Source organism: Paraburkholderia rhizosphaerae, from assembly GCF_004366595.1.
In the GTDB taxonomy this organism is placed as follows: Bacteria; Pseudomonadota; Gammaproteobacteria; order Burkholderiales; family Burkholderiaceae; genus Paraburkholderia; species Paraburkholderia rhizosphaerae.
The window spans coordinates 78097-100807 of the sequence record NZ_SORE01000002.1 but is presented as its reverse complement, the minus strand read 5'-3'; the positions used below and the strand labels follow the sequence as shown (position 1 = coordinate 100807).

21 protein-coding genes and 1 tRNA gene are annotated in these 22711 nt (G+C 61.2%); 4 read left to right on the top strand and 18 right to left on the bottom strand.

The genetic code is table 11. The features are described 5' to 3' along the window. Positions 1-42: 42 nt before the first annotated feature. The 7 genes from BX592_RS02565 to BX592_RS02535 form a co-directional block, all read right to left on the bottom strand. A complete protein-coding gene (locus BX592_RS02565; RefSeq protein WP_134190092.1) occupies positions 43-813 on the bottom strand; it encodes an SDR family NAD(P)-dependent oxidoreductase in 771 nt (256 codons plus the stop codon). A gap of 15 nt (positions 814-828) precedes the next feature. Further along, positions 829-1827, bottom strand: a complete 999-nt coding sequence (locus BX592_RS02560; RefSeq protein ID WP_134190091.1) for an acetamidase/formamidase family protein — start codon at positions 1825-1827, stop codon at positions 829-831. Between the two features lie 40 nt (positions 1828-1867). After that, the gene (urtE, locus tag BX592_RS02555) at positions 1868-2572 is read right to left on the bottom strand and encodes an urea ABC transporter ATP-binding subunit UrtE (RefSeq protein ID WP_134190090.1); all 705 of its coding nucleotides are present in this window, start codon (positions 2570-2572) and stop codon (positions 1868-1870) included. Between the two features lies 1 nt (position 2573). After that, the gene (gene urtD / locus BX592_RS02550; RefSeq protein WP_134190089.1) at positions 2574-3326 is read right to left on the bottom strand and encodes an urea ABC transporter ATP-binding protein UrtD; all 753 of its coding nucleotides are present in this window, start codon (positions 3324-3326) and stop codon (positions 2574-2576) included. Continuing rightward, on the bottom strand, positions 3323-4459 hold the full coding sequence (gene urtC, locus BX592_RS02545) for an urea ABC transporter permease subunit UrtC (protein ID WP_134190088.1): 1137 nt from the start codon (positions 4457-4459) through the stop codon (positions 3323-3325). The genes urtD and urtC overlap by 4 nt, the downstream gene beginning before the upstream one ends. Beyond that, on the bottom strand, positions 4456-6057 hold the full coding sequence (urtB, locus tag BX592_RS02540; protein WP_243849262.1) for an urea ABC transporter permease subunit UrtB: 1602 nt from the start codon (positions 6055-6057) through the stop codon (positions 4456-4458). The genes urtC and urtB overlap by 4 nt, the downstream gene beginning before the upstream one ends. A gap of 114 nt (positions 6058-6171) precedes the next feature. Next, positions 6172-7419, bottom strand: coding sequence for an urea ABC transporter substrate-binding protein (locus tag BX592_RS02535; protein ID WP_243849261.1), 1248 nt, complete (start codon positions 7417-7419; stop codon positions 6172-6174). Between the two features lie 377 nt (positions 7420-7796). Here BX592_RS02535 and BX592_RS02530 point away from each other — a divergent pair, with 377 nt between their 5' ends. Both BX592_RS02530 and BX592_RS02525 read left to right on the top strand, forming a co-directional pair. Beyond that, on the top strand, positions 7797-8999 hold the full coding sequence (locus tag BX592_RS02530) for a transporter substrate-binding domain-containing protein (RefSeq protein WP_243849260.1): 1203 nt from the start codon (positions 7797-7799) through the stop codon (positions 8997-8999). Beyond that, positions 8996-9598: an ANTAR domain-containing response regulator gene (locus tag BX592_RS02525; RefSeq protein WP_134190086.1), complete on the top strand. Its 603-nt coding sequence runs from the start codon at positions 8996-8998 to the stop codon at positions 9596-9598. Before BX592_RS02530 ends, BX592_RS02525 begins: the two co-directional genes overlap by 4 nt. Before the next feature lie 7 nt (positions 9599-9605). Here the strand turns inward: BX592_RS02525 and BX592_RS02520 are convergent, their stop codons facing one another. From BX592_RS02520 to BX592_RS02505, 4 genes are all read right to left on the bottom strand, one after another. Further along, complete coding sequence (locus BX592_RS02520) at positions 9606-10394, bottom strand: FRG domain-containing protein (RefSeq protein WP_134190085.1); 789 nt, start codon at positions 10392-10394, stop codon at positions 9606-9608. 262 nt (positions 10395-10656) lie between these two features. Further along, positions 10657-11490, bottom strand: coding sequence for a CmcJ/NvfI family oxidoreductase (locus BX592_RS02515; RefSeq protein WP_134190084.1), 834 nt, complete (start codon positions 11488-11490; stop codon positions 10657-10659). Positions 11491-11599: 109 nt separating this feature from the next. After that, complete coding sequence (locus BX592_RS02510) at positions 11600-11803, bottom strand: hypothetical protein (protein WP_134190083.1); 204 nt, start codon at positions 11801-11803, stop codon at positions 11600-11602. Between the two features lie 209 nt (positions 11804-12012). Next, positions 12013-12318 carry an AMP-binding protein gene (locus BX592_RS02505; RefSeq protein WP_134190351.1) on the bottom strand — a complete coding sequence of 102 codons (306 nt, stop codon included), beginning with the start codon at positions 12316-12318 and terminating at the stop codon, positions 12013-12015. A gap of 196 nt (positions 12319-12514) precedes the next feature. Between BX592_RS02505 and BX592_RS02500 the strand changes: the two genes are divergently transcribed. Further along, complete coding sequence (locus BX592_RS02500; protein WP_166676295.1) at positions 12515-13435, top strand: sensor histidine kinase; 921 nt, start codon at positions 12515-12517, stop codon at positions 13433-13435. A gap of 166 nt (positions 13436-13601) precedes the next feature. Here the strand turns inward: BX592_RS02500 and BX592_RS02495 are convergent. The 6 genes from BX592_RS02495 to BX592_RS02470 all read right to left on the bottom strand — a co-directional run bounded on the left by BX592_RS02495 (position 13602) and on the right by BX592_RS02470 (position 20546). Beyond that, positions 13602-13689 (bottom strand) — tRNA-Ile (locus tag BX592_RS02495). 168 nt (positions 13690-13857) lie between these two features. Continuing rightward, positions 13858-16257 (bottom strand): RNA polymerase sigma factor RpoD, encoded by a 2400-nt coding sequence (gene rpoD, locus BX592_RS02490; protein WP_134190081.1) that lies wholly within the window; start codon positions 16255-16257, stop codon positions 13858-13860. Positions 16258-16347: 90 nt separating this feature from the next. Next, entirely contained in the window at positions 16348-18228 is a 1881-nt protein-coding gene (dnaG, locus tag BX592_RS02485; RefSeq protein ID WP_134190080.1) for a DNA primase, read from the bottom strand. A gap of 159 nt (positions 18229-18387) precedes the next feature. Continuing rightward, positions 18388-18834: a GatB/YqeY domain-containing protein gene (locus tag BX592_RS02480; protein WP_134190079.1), complete on the bottom strand. Its 447-nt coding sequence runs from the start codon at positions 18832-18834 to the stop codon at positions 18388-18390. Positions 18835-19047: 213 nt separating this feature from the next. After that, positions 19048-19260 carry a 30S ribosomal protein S21 gene (rpsU, locus tag BX592_RS02475; RefSeq protein ID WP_075159061.1) on the bottom strand — a complete coding sequence of 71 codons (213 nt, stop codon included), beginning with the start codon at positions 19258-19260 and terminating at the stop codon, positions 19048-19050. Positions 19261-19328: 68 nt separating this feature from the next. Beyond that, on the bottom strand, positions 19329-20546 hold the full coding sequence (locus tag BX592_RS02470) for a BaiN/RdsA family NAD(P)/FAD-dependent oxidoreductase (protein ID WP_243849258.1): 1218 nt from the start codon (positions 20544-20546) through the stop codon (positions 19329-19331). Positions 20547-20701: 155 nt separating this feature from the next. Between BX592_RS02470 and tsaD the strand changes: the two genes are divergently transcribed. Continuing rightward, positions 20702-21727: a tRNA (adenosine(37)-N6)-threonylcarbamoyltransferase complex transferase subunit TsaD gene (tsaD, locus tag BX592_RS02465; RefSeq protein WP_134190077.1), complete on the top strand. Its 1026-nt coding sequence runs from the start codon at positions 20702-20704 to the stop codon at positions 21725-21727. Positions 21728-21859: 132 nt separating this feature from the next. Here the strand turns inward: tsaD and folE2 are convergent, their stop codons facing one another. After that, the gene (gene folE2, locus BX592_RS02460; RefSeq protein ID WP_134190076.1) at positions 21860-22669 is read right to left on the bottom strand and encodes a GTP cyclohydrolase FolE2; all 810 of its coding nucleotides are present in this window, start codon (positions 22667-22669) and stop codon (positions 21860-21862) included. Between the last annotated feature and the right edge of the window lie 42 nt (positions 22670-22711).

The window sequence follows — 22711 nt, the reverse complement described above, 5'->3', positions numbered from 1 at the left end:
CTTGTATTTGGTTGTGTTCCGATCACGACGGGCAGCGGTATGTCAGAACTGCACGCCGCGCGTCAATGCACCGTCGACCACGAGGTTGGTCCCACTCACGAAACTCGCCGCCGGACTCGCGATAAACACCACCGCATTCGCGATTTCGTCGGGCCGCGCCATGCGGCCAGTCGGATTCAACGCGAGCGAATCGGCAAAAAGCTTTGGATTGTTCTGTTCGATGTGCTCCCAGATGCCCCCGGCAAAATAGGTATTGCCCGGCGACACTGTGTTCGCACGAATGCCTTTCGGCGCGAGCTGATACGCGAGCCCTTGTATGTAATGCACGACGGCCGCCTTGAACGTGCCGTACGGTCCCGCCGCAAAATCGATCTCGCGCGCGGATACGCTCGCAATACCGACGATCGATGCAGCCTTGCTCGCTTCGAGATACGGCATCGCCGCCTGCACGAGATTCACGGTGCCCATCATGTCAGTCTCGAACTCGGCTTTCCACGACTCAATCTCGTCCGCAACCGACAACGCACTGACATTCGCGACCACGATGTCAAGTCCACCGAACTGCTCAGCGACCGAGCGTGTCCAGGTTTGCAGTGCGTTGCGGTCGGCAACGTCGACAGAGGCGCCGGTCACGCGCACGCCGCCGGCCGCACGCTGTTTCAGGTCGTTGACCGTTCGATCGACCGCTGCCGCGTCGCGCGAGCACAGCGCGACGTCCGCGCCTTCCGCCACGAACGCCTCGGCAATTGCGAGCCCGATGCCGCGCGTGCCGCCGGTGACGAGTGCTTTCAGTCCTTTGAGCTTCAGGTCCATGTCTGTGTCTCCTCTTTAGGCAACGGCCGGCGCCAGATACTTCTTGTTGATCGCCGCGCCGACTGAATACTTCGGGTCGACAAAATTGCCAAGGCGCACCTTGCCGCATTGGCTCAGCATCATGTATGCGTCCCAGCGGTCGAACCCGTACTCGAGTTCGAGCCAGCGCACGAGTTCGTGATAGGCAATGCGGGTCGCATCTTCAAGCGGCCGCGCGCTGCCGATCGTCATCAGCAGTTCGTCGGTTTCGAGCCGCGGCCACGCGATCTGCCAGTTTTTGATCAGTTCGACGTGAATGGTCGTCGTGCTCGAATACTCGACTGCCGTACCGCATACCTCGCCGTCGCCCTGGCATGCGTGCGCATCGCCGATAAACAGGCGGCCACCAGGCGAGCGCACCGGCAGATAGGTGATGCTGCCCGGCCCCATGTCGGGCACATCCATGTTTCCGCCGTGGTTGTCCGGCGTCAGCGAGTTGATCGAGTCGATTTCCGGCGAAAGGCTCAGCGTGCCGATATGCGGCTTGTACGGCAGCTTGATCCGCTTGCTCCAGTACACGCCGTCTTCGTCGAGGTCAATCTTGCGGGTGATCTCGGGCAGCGGTTCGTTCAGCGTTGCGGTGTATTCGGTGCCGGTCAGCGCGCCGAAGCGCGGAATCAGGCAACACGTGCCGCGCGGATTGTCGCCGCGCGGCAGCATCGATTCGATATAAACCGCGACCACGTCGCCTTTCTCCGCGCCGTCGATCATGATCGGACCGTTCTGCGGGTTCAGGAACGGCACTTTCAGATGCTGGCTCGGCAGGTCCTTTTCGGTGCGGATCTTGCCGTCGAATGCATCGCGGGTTTCGACGACAACGCGGTCGCCTGGTGCAATGTTCAGTACCGGGTCCGAATACGGACCCATCGTGTAGTGGAAGGTGTGCTGGCGTGCTTCGGTGAGTTCGTGCGTCGTGCCGACCTGGCCGCGTGCGACGCCGCGTGTGTACATGATCGATTGTTCAAGCCAGTTCATCTAGCTGTCCCTGTGAGGTGGGTCGGAAGGAAGCTCGCGTTTAAACGGAAATCAGCGAGCGGACGTTGTTTGCTTCCATCTGGTCGCCGCGCCCGGAGGACACGACCTGTCCGCGCACCAGCACGACATAGTCGTCGGCTACCGCCTGCGCGAAATCGAAAAACTGTTCGACGAGCAAAATTGACAGCGAGCCCTTCAGCGAACGGATCACGGCTTCGATTTCCATTACGATGGACGGTTGAATGCCTTCGGTGGGCTCGTCGAGAATCAGCAGCTTCGGGTTGGTCAGCAGTGCGCGGCCAATTGCGAGTTGCTGTTGCTGGCCGCCGGACAGATTTCCCGCGATGCGGCCGCGCATTGTCTTGAGCACGGGGAAGGTATGAAACACGTCGGCGAAGGAAAACTGCCGGCCATTGCGGGACTCGCTGCGCTCGCCCGCATACGCGCCGATGCGCAGGTTTTCGTCGACGCTCAACAGCGGGAAGATTTCCCGGCCTTGCGGCACATAGCCGAGACCGGCCGCGACGCGTCTGTGCGATGGCGTGCGGGTAATCGTATGGCCGTCGAGCGCGATCTCGCCGGCCTTGACCGGCAACAGGCCGACGAGGCACTTGAGCAGCGTCGTCTTGCCGACGCCGTTGCGGCCGAGCACGACTGTGCACGCGCCTTCGGCCACCTTCAGCGACACATCGCGCAGCGTATGGCTGCTGCCGTAATACTGGTTCAGCGAAGAAATGGTCAACATATCAACGCCCCAGATAAACGCGGATCACGTCGGGATTCGCGCGTACGCTTGCCATCGAACCTTCGCCGAGCAGTTTGCCTTCGTGCAGCACGCTGACGAGATCCGCGATCGCGCCGACGAACTCCATGTCATGCTCGATCACGATCACCGCGCGCTCCGGCGATTTCAACCGCGCGATCAACTCCGCCGTGCGCTCGGTCTCGTGATCGGTCATGCCGGCGACCGGTTCGTCCAGCAAAATGACATGCGGGTCGGCGACCAGCAGCATGCCGATCTCTAGCCACTGTTTCTGTCCATGCGACAGCGTGCCGGCGATGCGCTGCCCCTCGGCGGCAAGGTTGATTGTCTCCAGCACCGCGTCGATACGTTCGCTTTGTTGCGATTCCAGCCGCGAGCGCACCATATCAGCATAGCCGCGGCCGTTGCGGATCGCCAGTTCGAGGTTTTCCCGCACGCGCAGCGCTTCGAACACGCTTGGCTTCTGGAACTTGCGGCCGATGCCAAGGCGAGCGATCGCCGTTTCATCGAGCGCCGCGAGGTTGGTCGTCTTGTTCAGGAATACTTCGCCGGCGGCGGGCCGCGTTTTGCCGGTGATCACGTCCATCAGCGTGGTCTTGCCGGCGCCATTTGGTCCGATGATTGCGCGGATCTGCCCGTAGTGGAATTCCATCGACAGGTTCGTGATAGCGGCAAAACCCGAGAACGTGACGGACAGCCCGCTGATATAGATTGCCGTTTGCGGTGCCGCGCTCATCGACGTTCACCCTGGTCCGCGCCTACGGCGGCTTTAAAGGTGCCCCAAACGCCATGGCTAAAACAGACGACGATCAGCAATGTAACGCCGGCCAGAATGAACGGCCACACAGCCGGCAACTCCGCGGTGAGCCAGAACTTGATGCCGTTCACCAGAATCGCGCCGACGATCGCACCGACCAGCGTGCCCCGTCCGCCGATCGCGACCCACACTGCAATCTCGACCGATAGTTGCGGCGACACGATCGTCGGGTTCACGATGCCGACTTGCGGCACATACAGCATGCCCGCCAACGCGGCCAGCACCGCGGACAGACACCACGCAATCAGCTTCAGCGTGTGCGTGCGGTAGCCGAGAAAGCGCATACGGGGTTCGTCGTCGCGCACGGCGATCAGTGCGCGGCCGAATGCGGAACGCGTCAGATAACGCACGCCGAGGTACGCGAGCACCAGCAGCACGCACGACGCGACCGCGAGCCCGATCTGCGTGCCGGTGCCTGCAATCGGATGTCCTGCTAACTGCGTGAAGCCGGTCATTCCGTTGTTGCCGCCGAGACCGACGTCGTTGATGAAAAGCAGCAGCATCAGCGCATAGGTCAGCGCCTGCGTGATGATCGACAGATACACGCCGTTGATTCGCGAGCGGAACGTCACGAACCCGAACACGGCGGCAACCGCCGCACTGATCGCGGCCGTCGCGACGACCGTCACATCAAGCCTCGACAGCAGCGTCCACGCTTTCGGAAAATCGTGTGCGCCCATGTACTGCATGAAATCGGGCAGCACGTGGGTCTGCGCGTACGCACCGTTCAGCAGGTAAATCGCCATCAGATAGCCGCCGATGCCGAAGAAAATGCCATGGCCGAGGCTCAGAATGCCCGCGTAGCCCCACACCAGATCGAGCGCCAGCGCGAGCAGCGCGAAGCACATGATCTGCCCGATCAGATTGATGCCGAACAGCGACAGATGCAGTGCACTCGACTCCGGCACAACGAAATACGCAAACGGCAAATACAGCGCGACGAAAACCAGCACGGGCGCGACGGACGCGTCGGCAGCCGGACCGATCCATCGGGCCGCAAGACCCGATAACGTAAGGCGCGTCGCGGTGCGCGGCTCGGGCGATGTGTTCATACGCGGGTCTTCAAAACAAAGAGTCCTTGCGGCCGTTTCTGGATGATCAGCACGATCAGCAGCAGCACCGCGACTTTCGCCGCGACCGCGCCATAGAACGGTTCGATAAACTGGTTGATCTCGCCGAGCGCGAGCGACGATACGGCCGTGCCGACCAGACTCCCCGCGCCGCCGAGCACGACCACCATGAACGAGTCCACGACGAAGCCGGTGCCCATCGACGGATTCACGCTGGCGATCTGCGTAAGCACGACGCCCGCGAGGCCAGCAAGGCCTGCGCCGAAACCGAAGGCGAACCGGTCGACGCGTTCGGCGGGCACGCCGAGACATTTCGCCATATCGCGCAGTTGCGTGGTCGCGCGCATCAGCAAGCCGAGTTTCGTGCATCGGATCACCGCGAACGTCGCGGCGAAAATCAGCAACGCGAGGCCGATTGCGAACAGCCGGTTGTAAGTCACGAAGAAGCCGGGCGATACTTGCACGCCGCCGTTAAGAAAGCCCGGCGTGACGAATTCGAGGTTCTGCGAGCCGAATAGCACCTGCACGAGCTTGATCAACGCGATGCTGACCGCCCATGTTGCGAGCAGCGTCTCGAGCGGCCGGCGATACAGAAAGCGGATCACGCTGAATTCGAGCAGCATCCCGAATAACGTGCAGACGATGAAGGCGACGGGAATCGAAACGAAGATGTATGCGTCGAATAGCCCCGGAAGGTGCGCCTGCATAAAGCGTTCGACAAGCCATGTCGTGTACGCGCCGATCATGATGAATTCGCCGTGCGCGAGATTGATCACGCCCATCAGACCAAATACGATCGACAGCCCGAGTGCGGTCAGCAAGAGCACGCCCGCATAGCTGAGTCCGCTGAAAAGAATCGACAACACTTTGCCGAACGACAACCACGTATCGATATCGCGGATCGCGCTTTGCACCGCGGCGCTCAGATCCGGATCGTTGCGTACCGAATCCTGCGCGGCGAAGTTCGCGAGCGTGGTGCGCGCGGTTTCGCTCGGCACTGCGGCGACCGCCTTGATCGCGGCCAGACGCTCGGCTTTTACGTCGCTGCTCAGACCGCGTTTGGCCAATGCAAGCGCAAGCGTCGCGGCGATGTCCGGGTCATGTTCGTGCTTGCTTGCGCGTGCAACGATCGCCGGATCGAGCAGACTGAAGAACTTGTCGACCTGGCGGGCGGCCGCTGTGCGCTTGTCGATATCGTCCGAAAACAGGTTGATCTGCGCGGAGGCGACGGCCAGCTTGCGCATCATCAGGATGCCGGGCACATACGGCGAGTCCGCTGTCGATGGGCTGCCCGCCGCGGGCTGCAAACTGACCGCATCGACTGAAGGATTGCCCTGAATCGTCGCATGGCCGTCGGCGCCGCAGATCAGCGCACCGTTTCGCATCGCGTCGACGATCTGTGCGGCCCATGCGCGTTCACTTGCGTCGGATGACACACCAAGTTCGACCATCCGCGCGAGCGCGGCGCCCTTGTCGCTGTCCGGCGCACAAAACGCAGCGAGCACGCTCGAGCGCGACGTATTCGGCGGCGTGGCGGCATTCGCTGTGGCGACGCACACGATGCACATGAGCGTTGCCATCACGACTGCGGAGAAAATCTGCCTGAGGTGGATCACACGAGTTTCCGGTGGAGGGTGCTGCAAACGGTCCGCGCGCGATTGAAAAACCAGCATCGCGCGCGGGCCGGCGTTGCATCAAGCCTTGCCGATGTACGGACTGAACGGCACCGGCTTCACGATGTCCTTCGATTTCCACAGGATGTCGAAACCCTGGTTCGCATTGATCGAGCCGATCATGTCGCCGCGCCACAGGTATTGCGTGGTCTCGTCCATCTTCGCGGTATAGCCGGCCGGATCGACCACCGATTCGCCGGCGAGCGCCTTGCGCACCGCGTCGGGGCTCGCCGATTTCGCTTTCGTCGCGGCCTTCGCCCACAGGTTGATGCCCAGATAAGTCGACACCATCGGATCGATCACCATGTCGGGCCGGTGCTTCAGGTTGTGCGCGGCCACATAGTTCTTCCAGTCGCTCTTGAACTGGCGGTTCAACGGCGTGTCGACATTCTGGAAGTAGCACCAGCAGCTCAAATGCCCGACCAGCGGCTTCGTGTCGAGGCCTTCGAGGTCGCTGTCCACCACATCGAGACCGAGAATCGGAATATCCGTCGCGCGAATGCCCTGATTCACCGCCTCCTTGAACATCGCCGGAATCGAATCGCCGACCACGGTCATCACGACGATCGCCTGGCCGCCGGGTTGCGCGGCGAAGTCCTTGATCTCGCGCACGATGGTCTGGAAGTTCGATTGCCCGAAAGGCACGTAGTGTTCACGCCATGCGCTTTCCTGAATGCCCTTGGTCTTCAGATAACCTTTCAGCATCTTGTTGATCGTGCGCGGCCATACGTAGTCGCTGCCGATCATATAGAAGCGCTTCGCGCCACCACCCTGCTCGCTCATCAGATAATCGACCGCGGGCAATACCGAACTGCTCGGCGGCGAGTTCAGATAGACGACGTTCTTCGACTGCTCCTCGCCCTCGAAGTGGAGTGGGTAGAACAACAGGCTGTCCTGCGCTTCGACGACCGGCAGCACCGACTTGCGCGACACCGATGTCCAGCAACCGAACAACGCCGCGCATTTGTCGCGTTGAATCAGTTGCTTCGATAGTTGCGCGTACATCGGCCAGTCGGAGCCCGGATCGACGACCACGCCCTGCAGTTGACGGCCCATTACCCCGCCTTTCGCATTGATCTGGTCGATCGTCATCAGCGCGGTGTCCTTCAGCAGCGACTCGTTGTTCGCCATCGTTCCCGACTGCGAGAACAGCAGCCCGAGCTTGATCGGCTCGCCGCCGCCCGCCGCAAAGGCAGCTTTGGGCAACGTGGTGCCGGCCGCGGTGACCAACCCCGAACCGACAGCCGACAGGAAGGTACGTCTTTTCATGTGCTTCACTCCGACGTGAATGTGAAAACCGCAAACGCAAAAAGCCCGAAACCGGACGAACCGGTTTCGGGCTTTTTTGGCCGGTGCCGCACGAGACGCCTTTGTCCCGGACGACGCAAAGAGGTTGACTGATCCGCTGCGCGCGATCGATCAGCGAAGGCTAAAAAGCAATCGGTGTGCCAACGATGCTCATGCGCACTGTTCGTTGTGCATCCAACCGCTAGCCGACGCACTACGCATATTGATCACTTGCATCGCGCGACGCGCAGCAGGCATTATCGGCAAGCGTCTCTCGGCACGTGCGCAGGTCTGTTCCGCACGTGGACTGTGCAAGCATGCACCATCGGTGCGCGGCGCGCACAAGCAACGACTTTCGAATGACACCCATGACAAACAACGAGCCAGGGTTGGCGCATGCGTCGGCCCCTATCAGGATTGGTGTGCTGTATTCGCGCACCGGCGTCACGTCCGCCGCGGAGATTACGCAGTTGCAAGCAACCGTGCTGGCCGTCGATGAGATCAATCGCGCGGGCGGTGTGTCAGGCCGCGAAATTGAGCTGGTCTGTCTGGACCCGCAATGTGTGCCGCGTCGGTACGCGGAGCTCGCCGAGCAACTGATCCTCGAGCACCGTGTGAAGATCATCGCCGGCTGTTATATGTCGAGCACGCGCAAAGCGGTGATACCGATTGTCGAGCGGCACAATGCGCTGCTCTTCTATGCGACGCCGTATGAAGGTTTCGAATACAGCCGTAATGTGATCTACACCGGCGCGGCGCCCAATCAGAACACACTACCGCTGGCTGGATTCATGCTCAGTCAGTTCGGCTCGCGTGTCAGCATGATCGGTTCGGACTATGTGTGTCCGTATGAGTCCAATCGCGTAATGAGCGATCTGATTCTCGAACGCGGCGGCGAGAAAGTCGACGAGACCTATCTCGCACTCGATGCGCCGTGGCAAAGTTATCTCGACGCGGCACAGCGCATCAAGCAACGGGCGCCCGACTTTATTTTCTCGACCGTGGTCGGCGAAGGCATACAACATTTGTATCGCGCATTTGCGCATGTCGGACTTGATCCGTATCGGATGCCCATTGCAAGCCATATGACAAGCGAAGCAGAAATCGCGGTGATGGGCAGCGATCTGGCGGAAGGACACATTACGTCGGCCGCTTATTTCCAGAGCATCGGGACGGCGGCAAATCTGGCCGCGGTGCGGCGCTACCAGGCCCGCTTCGGCAGCGACCAGCCGGCTAACATGTGCTGGGAAGCCGCCTATTTCCAGATGCATCTGCTCGCTGACGCGATACGCCGCGTGGGCTCCGACGACCCGACGCTGTTGCTGCGCGTGCTGCCGGGCCTCGAATACGACGCGCCGCAAGGGCGCATTCGCATCGACGAGCACAACAACCATACGTATCTGCATCCGCTGATCGGTCGCGTCAATGCGAGCGGCCAGTTCGATATCATCGGCCGCGCGCCGGGCCGCGTGAAGGCGGACCCGTATGTCGTATCGCACACGACACCTGCATGGACGGCCGCCGCGCATCCCGAGTTCGCGCGATCAGGAGGCGTCCGATGAAAGCAACCGCCGGTACGCCGTCCATTCTTCGCGATCTTCGCTCGCTGAAAGTTGCGGTAATCCATCCGCAAGATCAGGACGGCGAAGAACTGCTCGCGCAATTGCAGCGTATCGGCTGCGATGTCGAAGTGTTCTGGCCGCGCCTCGACAGTTTGCCGCCGGGCACTGGCCTGGTCGTCATGGCGGTGCGTCCGGAGACGCTCGCGATCACGTTTCCCTGGCTTGGTGCAAGCTGCGCGCCGCCGGTCATTCCGGTCGTCACGTATGAAAACCCGATCACGATCGAAGCGGTGTTGCGTCTGAATGCATTCGCGACGATACCGTCGCCAGTTCGTTCGTTTGGCTTGCTCACCGCGATCGCCGTTGCGCTTACACAATGCAAGGCGTCACGCACGCGCGAACGCTATATCGAACGGCTCGAGCAGAAGCAGGCCAATCTGCGGGTAATTCAGCAGGCGAAGCGCATTGTCATGAGTGCGCGCAACGTATCGGAAGACGAGGCGTATCAGATGCTGCGCTCGCAGGCGATGGTCAAGCGCGAACAGATCGAGACGATCGCCAGCGAAATTGTCAAAGCGCATGAAACCTTGAGTTTCTGAGCGCCGGTCACGAACCGAATGTCAGGCTCGGCCAGACCATTTCGAGTTCGATTGCGATCGATTTCGCGAGTCCGTCGAGATCGGGAAACAACGACGCGTTGGTAATGTTCATCCGGTATAGCCAGCGCATTGCATCGCTGCGCAGCGCGGGTGGCAGTACGATCTTGCGCAGCAGTTCGGCATCGCTTTCGTAACCGTCGAGAATTTCGTGCAGCGGCCGGTCGATGACGCCCGGCACGACGAACGTACCGGACTGCGCAATCAGGCGGCCGTCCATTTCGGAAGGCTCGCCGAACCAGATCACTTCGTTGTCGTTGCTGAGGAAATACTTCTCCAGGTTGCCTTTCACACGCGGATCGAGTTCGTCGCGCGTCAGTGTCGGCGCGGACTTCGGGCGCGCGCTGTTGCGCCATAGCGCGGGCGTATTCAGCGCGAAGATGGCCGCGTCAGCGGTGGTTCGTTCGAGCGCGAAAAACGCGGCGACGAACGGCGACTTCGTGAAATCGAGCAGGCGCGTCGGCGCGCCGTGGTGCTGCATCAGGCTTAGACACCGCAGATCGTCGTCGAGCAGTTCGGGGTTCGCAAGGTAATTGTGAGCCTTGCGTCGAAAGATGCGGATCGCACGCGCTTCACGTGCCTGCCATTCCGAGCGATCAGCAACGTAAGCGAACAGATAGCGCGACAACGAGCTTTGCAAATGCCAGCGTGCATCCGGCTGACCACGGAACGCCCAGCCGTCGAGGGCCGAACACAGGTCCACGAATGCGCCCCAACTCGAAATGACCGTCGTTTCCATTCGCCGCTTGCCTCCCCCGAAAAACAATCAACTGTTCAGGCTGCCCGGTTCAGCCTGTTTCGGCGGGAGTATAGAAGCTATTTGTTTCGTTCGTGCGTAACGGCGCTGTTGTTTATCGTGCTGGGTGGAGGCGGTAGAGGCGGGATCGGCAAGCGCAAGCAGCAAGCCTGCGCGTGAATTGCGCATCAGGCCCGCATGGGCCTTCCTGCCGCGAATGCAACGCGAATGCACTGTGAACAGGCCGGGTCACCGAAAGCTGCGCTTAAAAAAGCAGTAGCGTGCGCAATTCAATGCTCCGGCGCGGAAGGGCATCCGCGGCGGAGGTCGGATCGTCGAATGCGGTGTGCGCGGTCAATCGTGCAATACCGTCTCCGGCCGAATCGTAGATTTTCAGCAGCAGCACTTCTTCGGGCGTCATCTGCGGGAAATAAAACCAGCGGTGCTGTGCGCTGAACGCGAACGCATAGACTTCGCCGACCTCGCCGTCCTGGCGGTGCAGATCCATTGGGATGAGGTCGTTTAGCGCAATGCTGCGCGAATCGCACATTGCGAGCGGCGCCGATTCGATCGGTGCGCCAATCGGGCGCCACAGGTTGACGATCGCGGTGTGCCCTTTGAGCCATTCGTCCACTTCGCCCGCCGGCGCATGATCGCGCACGCGGCGACGACCTGACACAAACGTCTGATCGTTGTGGATCGCCTTGACCGGATGATGGACGCCGCTCGCAGGCTCCGCTCCGCCGTCGCGCAGCGTGTGATCGAAAATGACGACACGGCGTGCGCCCGTCACGCGTTTGATCAGTTGCTCCGACTCAGGGTAGTAGACCGACTTGATTGCGATCGGGTCCGAGAAGTCGTCGAGCGCGCTGGTATGTCCGTGCAGTTCGAAGCCATTGCGGTCTATCGATAAGCCACCCGGTGGCGCCGCGACGCGCGCGTTGACAATCGGCATCCGGTGCGCGGTGAAGGTGCCGGTCTGCATCGCTACGCCGGGCGGCGGGTCGTACATATAGCGCGACGGCTTCTCGCCGGTCGGAACAAGGTAATTCAGGTCGGCTTCGACCATCACGGGTTGATCGATAACGATATCGCTCATGGGTTTGACTCCGCACTTCAGAAAAGCGAAAGCTGTGTGGCCGGCGCACCGTCGCGGGTCGTCGTTACCGGTTACGTACAGGACGGCCGCGCGCAAATGCAGCCCGCGTTTATTCCGGCGGTAGTTCCGCCGCGAGATGGAACATCTCGTACGTGTATCCGATGTTGAAGTAGCCGGCGCGCGCATATATCGCGATGCGCTCGAGCCGCTCGGCATCGGTGCGACTCCAGTGGACACCCGTCGCCGCTTCATTGTCCGGGCGGTCTGGCGGCGGGTTTGCACGGCCGCCCGCGTGATCGAATGGCTGCAGCATTCCACAGCTGCAAGAGGCGCGGCTAAACAACGTGCGGCGGAAAATAGCTGCAAGACCCGGCATGACATGCCTCCGTCTTCGTGGTGCCCAGGTTCAATCTAGCGAGCACGCAGCGCGGGCGCAAACAAGCATTTCTGCAATGCTTTGCACACGCGAACTGCCTGCGTGTCCTAGTGTGAATAATCGAATTGTTTGTATCGATTGGCTAGTTAAACTTCGACACGGCGAAGGGATGATGTCATTCCATGTCTGCGCGAAATACGCAGGCGAATGTGTGGTGGAAGAAAAGCAGGAAAAAGTAAGGTGGAACGCGAAGAGAATTCGCAAGCGCAATCGACGTTTGCGACGCGCTTGCGCTTGTGCTTCTGGAAACTACAGAGATGCGTATACCCGATGACGCGGAGTGCATTGTTCAACAGCGCGCGCTGCGTCAGTTCGACCGCTTTCGGACGCCCCGTACTGCCTGATGTGAACAGGAGCAATGCGGGGGAGTTGAGGTCGACCTGGTACTCCATTGCCGCGGCGGCGGGTTTGTCCAATTGCGCGATGTCTATCGCGAATACAGGACACAGCCGTTGCAAAGCTCAACGCTCCGCTCCTGTTTCGCCCGCGCGCCGCGAATGCGCCCGTTTCCTGGCACTTAACTTCGTAAGTTATCCATCACGGTCCAGCCATGCGGCATCCCTGGGATTGCACCCGTTTCAGCCAAGCATGGTTCAATCTAAATCTAGGACGCTGTGCGTCGGCGTTGCACTCGCCATCCTGCTGGCGATCGCGTTCGGCACAGCACTGAACGCGATGTCGAACCGACGTATCCGCGCCATCAGCGAAACGGGGCGCGAGATCATGGCGGGCAAATTGAACCGCCGCCTGCCGACACGTGGCACGCGAGACGACGTCGACCGGCTCGCCGGCATCGTCAACACGATGCTCGACGAGATCGAACGCCTCGTCGATGAGGTGCGTGGCGTGTGCGCGGGCATCGCTCACGATTTGCGCACGCCGATGACCCATTTGCGCGCCGGGCTCGAACGTGCGCGGCGTCGCTCGAGCACGACCGATGCGTACGCGCAGGCCATCGACGCGGCGATCGGGCAATCGGATGTCGTGCTGAGCCGCTTCACCGCGCTGCTGCGGATTGCCGAGATCGAGTCCGGTAGCCGCCGCGCGAGTTTCAGCACGATTGCGCTCGATGCGGTGCTGCGCGACGTCGCCGAACTGTACGAGCCGCTGGCGGACTATCGCGGGCAGTCGTTGACAGTGGTGACACCGATGCGGGTGGAGGTGACCGGTGACTTCGATCTGCTGTTCGGCGCGATCGAGAACCTGCTCGACAATGCGCTGAAATTCACGCCGCAAGGCGGGCAGATCACGCTTGGCGTGGCAATCGACGGTGGATGCGCGGTGCTGCAGGTAGCGGATACCGGGCCGGGCATCGATCTCGCGGAACGCAAAGCGGTGCTGCGGCCGTTCTATCGAAGCCGGTGCGCGGCGACCTGCTCGACACCGGGACACGGACTCGGCCTGAGTCTCGTTGCCGCCATCGCACGCGTGCACGATGCATCGATCGATATTTTCGACAACGGACCGGGTTGCAAAATTCTGCTTCGTTTTGCGGTTGGGGGCGGATAGGCGCGTGTCAGTCCAGGACCCCAGGCTGGATAGGAGCGAATGGGGGAAGTCGATTTGGACGAACCGACGAACACTCGCACCATTCTGCCGGTGCGGCTTTTGCGGAAAAACACTTGTTTTTGCGGATATTTCTTTTCTTAGTCGTATTCGATGGGCCGCAAACCTTTGGTGGGCCGGGTGGGATTCGAACCCACGGTGTCCTTTCGGAGGCGGATTATGAGTCCGCTGCCTGCAACCAGCACGGCGTCCGGCCCAAGAAGAAAAAGACCCGGTCGGAAGGCCGGGCCTGATCGCTGATTGGCCGACATACTACACGAAATCGGGGCTTCCGGGACTGCGTCGCGTACCACACGAAACAGCCCTGAAGCCCCGCATGAAGATGGCGGCCTGACCGCTTCACCGAAGCGGTCAAACGGCTAACATCAATTCCCTTCGAGGAACGACTTCAGCTTGTCCGAACGGCTCGGGTGACGCAGTTTGCGCAGCGCCTTCGCCTCGATCTGGCGAATCCGCTCACGCGTCACGTCGAACTGCTTGCCGACTTCCTCGAGCGTATGGTCGGTGCTCATCTCGATACCGAAACGCATGCGCAGCACCTTCGCTTCGCGCGGCGTCAACGAATCGAGCACGTCCTTCACGACATCGCGCATGCTCGCATGCAACGCGGCATCGGCCGGTGCGACCGTGTTGGTATCTTCGATGAAGTCGCCCAGATGCGAATCGTCGTCGTCGCCGATCGGCGTTTCCATCGAGATCGGTTCCTTCGCGATCTTCATGATCTTGCGGATCTTGTCTTCCGGCATCTCCATCTTCTCAGCCAGCGTTGCCGGATCCGGCTCGAGACCGGTTTCCTGCAGAATCTGACGCGAGATGCGGTTCATCTTGTTGATCGTCTCGATCATGTGAACCGGAATACGGATCGTGCGCGCCTGGTCCGCGATCGAACGCGTAATGGCCTGGCGAATCCACCACGTCGCGTACGTCGAGAACTTGTAGCCACGGCGATATTCGAACTTGTCCACCGCCTTCATCAGGCCAATGTTGCCTTCCTGGATCAGGTCGAGGAACTGCAGACCGCGGTTCGTGTACTTCTTCGCAATCGAAATGACCAGGCGCAGGTTCGCTTCGGTCATCTCGCGCTTGGCCTGACGCGCCTTCAGTTCGCCGGCCGCCATCTGGCGGTTGGTTTCCTTCAGGTCCTTCAGCGGCAGCACCACGCGCGCCTGCAGATCCAGCAAACGCTGCTGCTGCTCGCGAATGGCCGGAATATTACGCGTGAGGATCGCGCTGTACGAATGACCTTCGGCAACGATCTTGTCCGACCACTCGAGGTCCGTCTCATTGCCCGGGAAGCGGGCGATGAACTCCGCGCGCGGCATGCCGCACTTGTCGACCACCGTGTGCAGAATCTGGCGCTCGACCTGACGCACTTCATCGACTTGCGCCCGCAACGTGTCGCACAGACGCTCGACAGTACGCGCGGTGAAGCGGATGGACATCAGTTCGTTCTGGATGGTTTCCTGCGCCTTAAGGTACGACTTCGACTTGTAGCCTTCCTTCTCGAACGCGCGGCGCATCTTGTCGAACCATTCGCTGATCAGCGCGAATTTTTCGAGTGACATGCGCTTCAACGCCTCGAGCTGCGCGGCATTCGCCGTCGCTTGCGCGGCGCCGTCGTCGTCTTCCTCCTCTTCTTCCTCGTCCTCTTCGGCTTCCTCTTCCTCGTTCTCGATCGCTTCCGCTTCCTGTTCCGAGAAGCCGTCCGCGTCTTGCGCGTTTTCGTCGATCAGACCGTCGACCAGTTCGTCGATACGGATCTCTTCGTTCGCGACGCGCTCAGCCATCGCGAGGATGTCCGCGATCGTGGTCGGGCACGCGGAGATCGCCATCACCATATGCTTCAGGCCATCTTCGATCCGCTTCGCGATCTCGATTTCGCCTTCACGCGTCAGCAGTTCGACCGTGCCCATCTCGCGCATGTACATACGCACCGGGTCGGTCGTGCGGCCGAATTCGGAATCGACCGTTGACAACGCAACTTCCGCTTCCTCTTCGACTTCGTCGTCCGACGACGCAGCGGGCGCGTTGTCGTTCAGCAGCAGCGTCTCGGCATCGGGCGCCTGCTCGTAGACGGCGACACCCATGTCGTTGAACGTGCTGATGATGCCTTCGATCGCCTCGGTTTCGGCGAAGTTGTCCGGCAGATGGTCGTTGATTTCGGCGTAGGTCAGGAAGCCGCGTTCCTTGCCAAGCTTGATCAGCGCGCGCAGCTTCGAGCGGCGTTCCTCGAGCTCTTCGGCAGTGCCCGGTTGCGTGGACGCGAACGCGTCCTTCAGCAGCGCTTTCTCCTTCGCGCGGCGGTCGCGTGCCTTGGCCTTTTCGCCTTTGCCCTGAGCGGGAGCTGCGACTTCTTCGCTCTGGGTGGTTGCGTCGTCATCGACGGATACTTCGTTCAGCTTTTTCGTCATGGAGTTCGCCGTACCGGCTGTAGTCTCGACTCGCGGCTGGTGGACAACAGCCGGTTGAACCGTGGATACTGGAGATTCGCGCACTACCGCATCGTCCTGCGCGGCAGCCGCGTCCCTTGCGCCTTCCTTTGCGCTACGGGCATTCGGCTGTTTCGTAACCGTTGCGACAGCTTTCGCCGCCTGCACCGGGGCCGCTCGCGCGGCAGAAACGGTCGAGGCCCGCTTCCGGGCCGGCGTGGCGCGCTCGGTAGACGTTTTTGTTGCGGAAGTTTCGGACCTGGCCTGGGTGACCTTCGTGGTCGGCTGCTCTGAGCCTTTGCCTGTCGCTTTCTTTCCGCCTGTAGTCTTTACCATTGCAATCGCCTTTCGCCTTTGCCTGGAAATAGAACCGCTGAAAACCTTTTATTATAGCACCTGCGTTTCAGCCCTTCCCTTTTCACCCTTTCACAGCCCGAGCTGGCGCTTCATGTCGGCGCACCTTTGACTCAAACCGTTGAATTCCGCCAGCTCTTCCGGCGTGTGTCTGGATTGACGTGCCAACTGATCAAGGCGTTCACGGGACGCGTCGTAGCGCATCTTGAGGATCGCCGCTTTCAGTTCTTCGCCGGCGAGCCGCTCATGCTCACGGCGCTCTTCGGCGACGGTTGCATCCTCGGGGTTCTTCAGCAGCAAATCCCGAACGTTTTCATCATAGTCCAGAATTTCGCGAAAGATTTCCTCGAAGGTTGGGGCATTCGCACCGTTGCGCAACAGATCGGACAGCAACTGAAATTCCGCCGTTTCACCCAACGCTCTCGCATGGGTAATCACTTCTTCGAACAGTTCGCCATGATGCGCGACAGCCAGCAAGTCATGTTCTGCGCCGCCGTCAAGCATCGCGACGATGCATGGATGCATCACCAGGTTGCGCAACGCACGTTGTTCGATACCGGTTACGCGTCGCCGATCCTTTCGCGCCGGCGCCGCGCGTGCCGCTGCCGCAATGCGCGCATCGACCTCGCAAAGCGCCGCGACTTCTTCGAACGGCACGTTCAGGCGATCCGCAAACAGATGCATGATCTGTGCGCGCAGCGCGTTGGCCGGCAACGCCTGCAATAACGGCTTCGCATCGAACAGCGCGCGTGCGCGGCCTTCCGGTTGATCCAGTTCCTTGCCGGCCAGCACCTCGTTCAGCAGGAACTGCGAGAGTGGCATCGCCCGCTCGACCTGTTCCGCAAACCCTTCGGTACCGAACTCGCGTACATAGCTGTCCGGGTCATGCTCGGGCGGCAGAAACAGAAACCGGATGGTCCGGTTATCCGCCGCATGCGGCAGGCACGCATCCAGTGCGCGCCGTGCCGCGCGGCGGCCTGCTGCATCGCCGTCGAAGCTGAAAATCACCGTGTCCGTCTGACGCAGCAATTTCTGCACATGAATCGGCGTACATGCAGTGCCGAGCGTCGCGACCGCGTTCTGAAACCCTAACTGGGCCAGCGCGACCACGTCCATATACCCTTCCACCACCAGCACGTACTTGTGTTCCCTGATCGCGAGACGCGCTTCGAAAAGCCCGTAAAGCTCGCTGCCCTTGCTAAATAGGGGTGTTTCGGGCGAATTCAAATACTTCGGTTCGCCGCCGTCCAGCACGCGTCCGCCGAAGCCGATCACCTGTCCCTTCACGTTCCGGATCGGGAACATCACCCGCTCCCGAAACCGGTCGTAGCGACGGTTTTGACCCTGCCCGTCGGACTTTTCGCTGACGATCACCAGGCCCGCTTCGACGAGCGCCTCGTCCCGATAATTGGGAAAAGCAACCTCGAGGTTTTGCCAGCCGTCCGGTGCGTAACCCAGCCCGAAGCGCGCGGCGATTTCGCCGGTCAAACCGCGCTTTTTCAGGTACTGAATAGCATTCGGCGCACCACGCAATTGCTTGCGGTAAAAATCACAAGCGGTTTGCATGACCTCCGACAGCGTGGTCGTGACCGCTTTCGATGCCGCCGGTGCGTACCCTTCACCGCCGCTGCCTGGTGCACCACCGGCACGCATCGTCGAGGGCTCGTGCGGCACGGTCAGGCCCACCGATTGCGCCAGTTCGTTGACCGCTTCGGGAAAGGTCAGACCCGCATGTTCGATCAGAAAACCGATCGCCGTACCGTGTGCGCCGCAACCGAAGCAATGATAGAACTGCTTAGTCGGACTAACGGTAAACGAAGGGCTCTTCTCGTTGTGAAACGGGCAAAGTCCCATGAAGTTCGCGCCGCCCTTCTTTAACTGCACGAACCGGCCGACCACGTCGACAATATCGACGCGGTTCAACAGATCCTGCAGGAAAGAGTGCGGAATCACGATATCAACGTTGCCTTCAAATGGACCGGATACGTCGGCGTGCGTTCTGACCGTTATAGGATGCGCGGACGGAAACCGAAACGGCCAAAAGCAACGACGTGAGAGTAAACGTCAGGAAAGCGGCGTCATTCCCGTATGACGCCCACTCGCGGGAAACCCCTACTTCGCCAGCGCCGCCTTGACCTTGCCCGATACCGCCGTCATGTCGGCCCGGCCGGCGAGTTTCGGCTTGAGCACGCCCATCACCTTACCCATATCCTGCGGGCCGGCAGCGCCCGTCTGTGCGACCGCCGCCTGCACTTCGGCGTCGATTTCGGCTTCGGACATTTGCGCGGGCATATAGCCGGACAACACCTCGAGCTCGGCGCTTTCCTTCGCAACGAGATCGGCGCGCCCCGCGGCTTCAAACTGGCTGATCGAGTCTTTACGCTGCTTGATCATTTTGTCGATCACCGCCGTGACGCTGGCGTCATCGAGTTCGATGCGTTCGTCGACTTCACGCTGCTTGATTGCCGAAAGCAGCAGCCGTATCGTGCCGAGGCGCTCCGTTTCACGCGCGCGCATCGCGGCCTTCATGTCGTCGTTGATCCGAACCTTAAGACTCATCGTTCACCTGCCATACGTTGATAACGTGGTGTCTGGAATTAAACAGGCGCGGTCAGCGCTGTTTACAACACAAAAACCCGCCTGAAGCGGGTTTCTCAAGCGGGGTCGCGCGAATTGCAAGCGGTCGCGTCGGCCATTCCGGCCCTGATCGAAGCGTAGTTCGCGTTGCACCTTTCGCGCCGCGCCAGGTAAATACCTGACTTGAAGCAGCGATCAGTAGAACTTTTTCGGCAGCATCTGGCTGCGCAGTCGCTTGAAATGCCGCTTCACGGCCGCCGCCTTCTTGCGCTTGCGCTCAGACGTCGGCTTTTCGTAAAACTCGCGCGCACGAAGCTCGGTCAACAGGCCGTTCTTCTCGATCGTGCGCTTGAACCGGCGCATCGCGACTTCAAAGGGCTCGTTTTCTTTTACGCGAATGGTCGTCATCTTTCAATAACGGATCTTGGCAAAGGGAACGAAGTATAGCAGACGTTCGGCACAAAAGCACGATCGAGTCAAGTCCTATTGACAAAGTCAGCTGCGGCCTGCCCCGCCGCCACGCCAGACGCCCATGCCCACTGGAAGTTATAGCCGCCCAGCCAGCCAGTCACATCGACCGCCTCGCCGATGAAATACAAGCCTGGCACCCGCGCGCTCATCATCGTCGACGACGACAACTCGCGCGTATCGATGCCGCCGCGCGTCACTTCAGCCTTCCGATAGCCTTCGGTGCCGTTCGGCACCAGCGTCCAGCGCGACAGCGCGTCACCGATCTTACGCAGCGTCTTGTCCGGCAGGTCGGCCAAACGCGCGTCCGGTGATACGCGATGAGTTTCGAGCCATACATGCGCGAGTCGCGCCGGCACCCAGTCGCTAAGCAGGTTCGCGATCTGGCGCTTGCCGCCTGCCTTCGCCTCGACCAGCGCCGCCGCGGCGTCGCGCTCGGCGAGCAGATTGATGTGGATCGGCTCGCCCGGTTGCCAGTAGCTCGAAATCTGCAACACGGCCGGGCCGGACAATCCGCGATGAGTAAGCAGCAGATCTTCGACGAATTCACCGCCCGATTTCTTCGCGCCGGTCGCGAGATGCACTTCGAGCGACACGCCCGAGAGCGCCGCAAACGGCGCCCAGTCGGCTGCCGCGAAGGTCAGTGGAACCAGCGCCGGACGCGTGTCGATCAGCTTATGTCCGAACTGCTTTGCGAGCCGATAGGCGAAATCGGTCGCGCCTATCTTCGGAATGGACAGCCCGCCGGTCGCGACGACCAGCGCGCGGGCGGCGATCCGGCCGGACTGCGTCGCCAGCATGAAACTGCCGTCCGGCGTCCGCGCGACCTCCTCGACGACGACCGGCCGGCGCCACGCGACCTGCCCCGCATCACATTCGCTTTTCAGCACATCGATGACCGCGTCGCTCGACTGGTCGCAGAAGAGTTGCCCTTTGTGCTTCTCGTGCCACGTGACGCGATAGCGTTTGAGCAGCGCGAGGAAGTCGCGCGGCGTATAGCGCGCGAGCGCCGACCGGCAAAAATGAGGGTTCGCCGACAGATAGTTGGCGGGTCCCGCATACAGATTCGTGAAGTTGCAGCGGCCGCCGCCCGAGATGCGGATCTTCTCCGCGAGCCGGGGCGCATGATCGATCAGCGCGACGCGCCGGCCAAGCTGGCCCGCGACCGATGCGCACATCATGCCGGCCGCGCCCGCGCCGATTACCGCGATGTCGAAAGATTCCATGGCGCGCATTGTAACCGCGGCAACGGTGCGGCCCGGCGAGGCTTGCGACGCACTGCTATACTTTGAGGTTCAGTTTTTATCGACATTTCCGGTGCAGAACGCGCGCCCCGACCTCACGCCGGGTTGATTCGTGCGACTCGCCCGCCCTTCGAACCATGCTCGTTCTCGGCATAGAAAGCTCCTGCGACGAAACCGGCCTCGCGCTGTACGACACCGAGCGCGGCCTGCTCGCCCATGCGCTGCATTCGCAGATCGCGATGCACCGCGAATACGGCGGCGTGGTGCCGGAGCTGGCGTCGCGTGATCATATCCGCCGGGCGCTGCCGCTTCTCGAGGAAGTCCTCGAACGCTCCGGCGCCGCGCAGGCCGACATCGACGCGATCGCGTACACGCAAGGCCCAGGGCTCGCCGGTGCGCTGCTCGTCGGCGCAAGCATTGCGAACGGCCTGGCGATGGCGTGGGGCAAGCCGACGATCGGTATTCATCATCTGGAAGGGCATCTGTTGTCGCCGCTGCTGGTCGATGCGCCGCCGCCGTTTCCGTTCGTCGCGCTGCTCGTGTCGGGCGGTCACACTCAACTGATGCGCGTCACTGACGTCGGCATCTACGAAACCCTCGGCGAAACACTCGACGATGCCGCCGGCGAAGCCTTCGACAAAACCGCCAAACTGCTGGGTCTCGGCTATCCGGGTGGTCCAGAAGTGTCGCGGCTTGCCGAGTTCGGCACGCCAGGCGCGGTCGTGCTGCCGCGTCCGATGTTGCACTCAGGCGATCTCGACTTCAGCTTCAGCGGCCTCAAAACAGCCGCGCTCACGCAAATGAAAAAGCTTGGCACGAATGTCTGCGAGCAGAGCAAAGCGGATCTCGCGCGCGGCTTCGTCGATGCGGCGGTCGAAGTGCTCGCCGCGAAATCGCTGGCGGCACTGAAGCAGACCAAATTAAAGCGGCTGGTGGTGGCGGGCGGAGTCGGCGCGAACCGGCAGTTGCGTGACGCGCTGTCGGCGGCCGCGAAAAAGCGCGGCTTCGACGTGCACTATCCGGACCTGTCTCTGTGCACCGACAACGGCGCGATGATTGCGCTGGCCGGCGCATTGCGGCTGCAACGCTGGCCCGCGCAGGGCGAGGCCGACTACGCGTTCACCGTCAAACCACGCTGGGATCTCGCTTCGCTTGCGCGCTGAAGCGTTGCATCACATCACACTGCACGCGCACTCCAAAAGCACAAACGGCCGCTGGGAAGCGGCCGTTTGCTTATGCTGTCTACTAGTGCAAGTCTGCCGATAGATAGACAGCGTCTAACGTTGCACTAACAACTATCGTGCTGCACGCTTGTCGTTCTCGATCACCGCATACGCACTGTGATTGTGAATCGACTCGAAGTTCTCCGCCTCGAGCACATACGCGGCAATCCGCTCATCGGCATTGAGCCGTTGCGCGACATCACGCACCAGATCTTCGACGAACTTCGGGTTCTCGTACGCGCGCTCCGTCACGAACTTCTCGTCCGGCCGCTTCAGCAAGCCCCACAACTCGCACGACGCTTCTTCCTCGGCAATACGGATCAGATCTTCAATCGCGATATCGCCGGCCAGCTCCGCATTGATCGTGACGTGCGAGCGCTGGTTGTGCGCACCGTACTGCGAAATCTTCTTCGAACACGGACACAGGCTCGTGACCGGCACCAGCACCTTCAGAAATACGCGTGTCGCGCCGTCGCGAAGCTCGCCGGCCAGCGTCACCTCATAGTCAAGCAAGCTCTGCACGCCCGACACCGGCGCGGTCTTGTTCACGAAATACGGGAACGACACCTCGATGCGGCCCGCATGCGCCTCAAGCTTCTCGAGCATCGCGGCCAGCATCGTGCGCAACGTGCTCGCGTCGAGCGGCCCGGTCTGCTCTTCGAGCAGTGCGACGAAACGCGACATATGGGTGCCTTTCTGATCCGCCGGCAGATGAACATCGAGATTCCACGTGCCGATGGTCGGCTGGTCAGCGCGACCTTGCGTGCGAACCGTCAATGGATAACGCACCGCCTTGACGCCCACCCGCTGAATCGGAATCTGCCGGGTATCGATCGTGCTCTGCACGTCGGGCATCACAAAAGCGGGGTTCATCTGATTCATCTTCTTGTCCTCACGGGCACGCGCGAATGCGTGCTTGCAAAT

What these genes read in the sequence shown, in the direction of transcription:
- BX592_RS02525 (WP_134190086.1), top strand. Translation starts at nt 8,996, where the DNA reads ATGAAAGCAACCGCCGGTACGCCGTCCATTCTTCGCGATCTTCGCTCG.
- BX592_RS02500 (WP_166676295.1), top strand. Translation starts at nt 12,515, where the DNA reads ATGGTTCAATCTAAATCTAGGACGCTGTGCGTCGGCGTTGCACTCGCC.
- urtB (WP_243849262.1), bottom strand. Translation starts at nt 6,057, where the DNA reads ATGGCAACGCTCATGTGCATCGTGTGCGTCGCCACAGCGAATGCCGCC.
- urtC (WP_134190088.1), bottom strand. Translation starts at nt 4,459, where the DNA reads ATGAACACATCGCCCGAGCCGCGCACCGCGACGCGCCTTACGTTATCG.
- BX592_RS02470 (WP_243849258.1), bottom strand. Translation starts at nt 20,546, where the DNA reads ATGGAATCTTTCGACATCGCGGTAATCGGCGCGGGCGCGGCCGGCATG.
- urtD (WP_134190089.1), bottom strand. Translation starts at nt 3,326, where the DNA reads ATGAGCGCGGCACCGCAAACGGCAATCTATATCAGCGGGCTGTCCGTC.
- BX592_RS02480 (WP_134190079.1), bottom strand. Translation starts at nt 18,834, where the DNA reads ATGAGTCTTAAGGTTCGGATCAACGACGACATGAAGGCCGCGATGCGC.
- rpoD (WP_134190081.1), bottom strand. Translation starts at nt 16,257, where the DNA reads ATGGTAAAGACTACAGGCGGAAAGAAAGCGACAGGCAAAGGCTCAGAG.
- rpsU (WP_075159061.1), bottom strand. Translation starts at nt 19,260, where the DNA reads ATGACGACCATTCGCGTAAAAGAAAACGAGCCCTTTGAAGTCGCGATG.
- tsaD (WP_134190077.1), top strand. Translation starts at nt 20,702, where the DNA reads ATGCTCGTTCTCGGCATAGAAAGCTCCTGCGACGAAACCGGCCTCGCG.
- BX592_RS02560 (WP_134190091.1), bottom strand. Translation starts at nt 1,827, where the DNA reads ATGAACTGGCTTGAACAATCGATCATGTACACACGCGGCGTCGCACGC.
- BX592_RS02515 (WP_134190084.1), bottom strand. Translation starts at nt 11,490, where the DNA reads ATGAGCGATATCGTTATCGATCAACCCGTGATGGTCGAAGCCGACCTG.
- urtE (WP_134190090.1), bottom strand. Translation starts at nt 2,572, where the DNA reads ATGTTGACCATTTCTTCGCTGAACCAGTATTACGGCAGCAGCCATACG.
- BX592_RS02565 (WP_134190092.1), bottom strand. Translation starts at nt 813, where the DNA reads ATGGACCTGAAGCTCAAAGGACTGAAAGCACTCGTCACCGGCGGCACG.
- BX592_RS02520 (WP_134190085.1), bottom strand. Translation starts at nt 10,394, where the DNA reads ATGGAAACGACGGTCATTTCGAGTTGGGGCGCATTCGTGGACCTGTGT.
- BX592_RS02510 (WP_134190083.1), bottom strand. Translation starts at nt 11,803, where the DNA reads ATGCTGCAGCCATTCGATCACGCGGGCGGCCGTGCAAACCCGCCGCCA.
- BX592_RS02535 (WP_243849261.1), bottom strand. Translation starts at nt 7,419, where the DNA reads ATGAAAAGACGTACCTTCCTGTCGGCTGTCGGTTCGGGGTTGGTCACC.
- BX592_RS02505 (WP_134190351.1), bottom strand. Translation starts at nt 12,318, where the DNA reads ATGGAGTACCAGGTCGACCTCAACTCCCCCGCATTGCTCCTGTTCACA.
- BX592_RS02530 (WP_243849260.1), top strand. Translation starts at nt 7,797, where the DNA reads ATGACACCCATGACAAACAACGAGCCAGGGTTGGCGCATGCGTCGGCC.
- folE2 (WP_134190076.1), bottom strand. Translation starts at nt 22,669, where the DNA reads ATGAATCAGATGAACCCCGCTTTTGTGATGCCCGACGTGCAGAGCACG.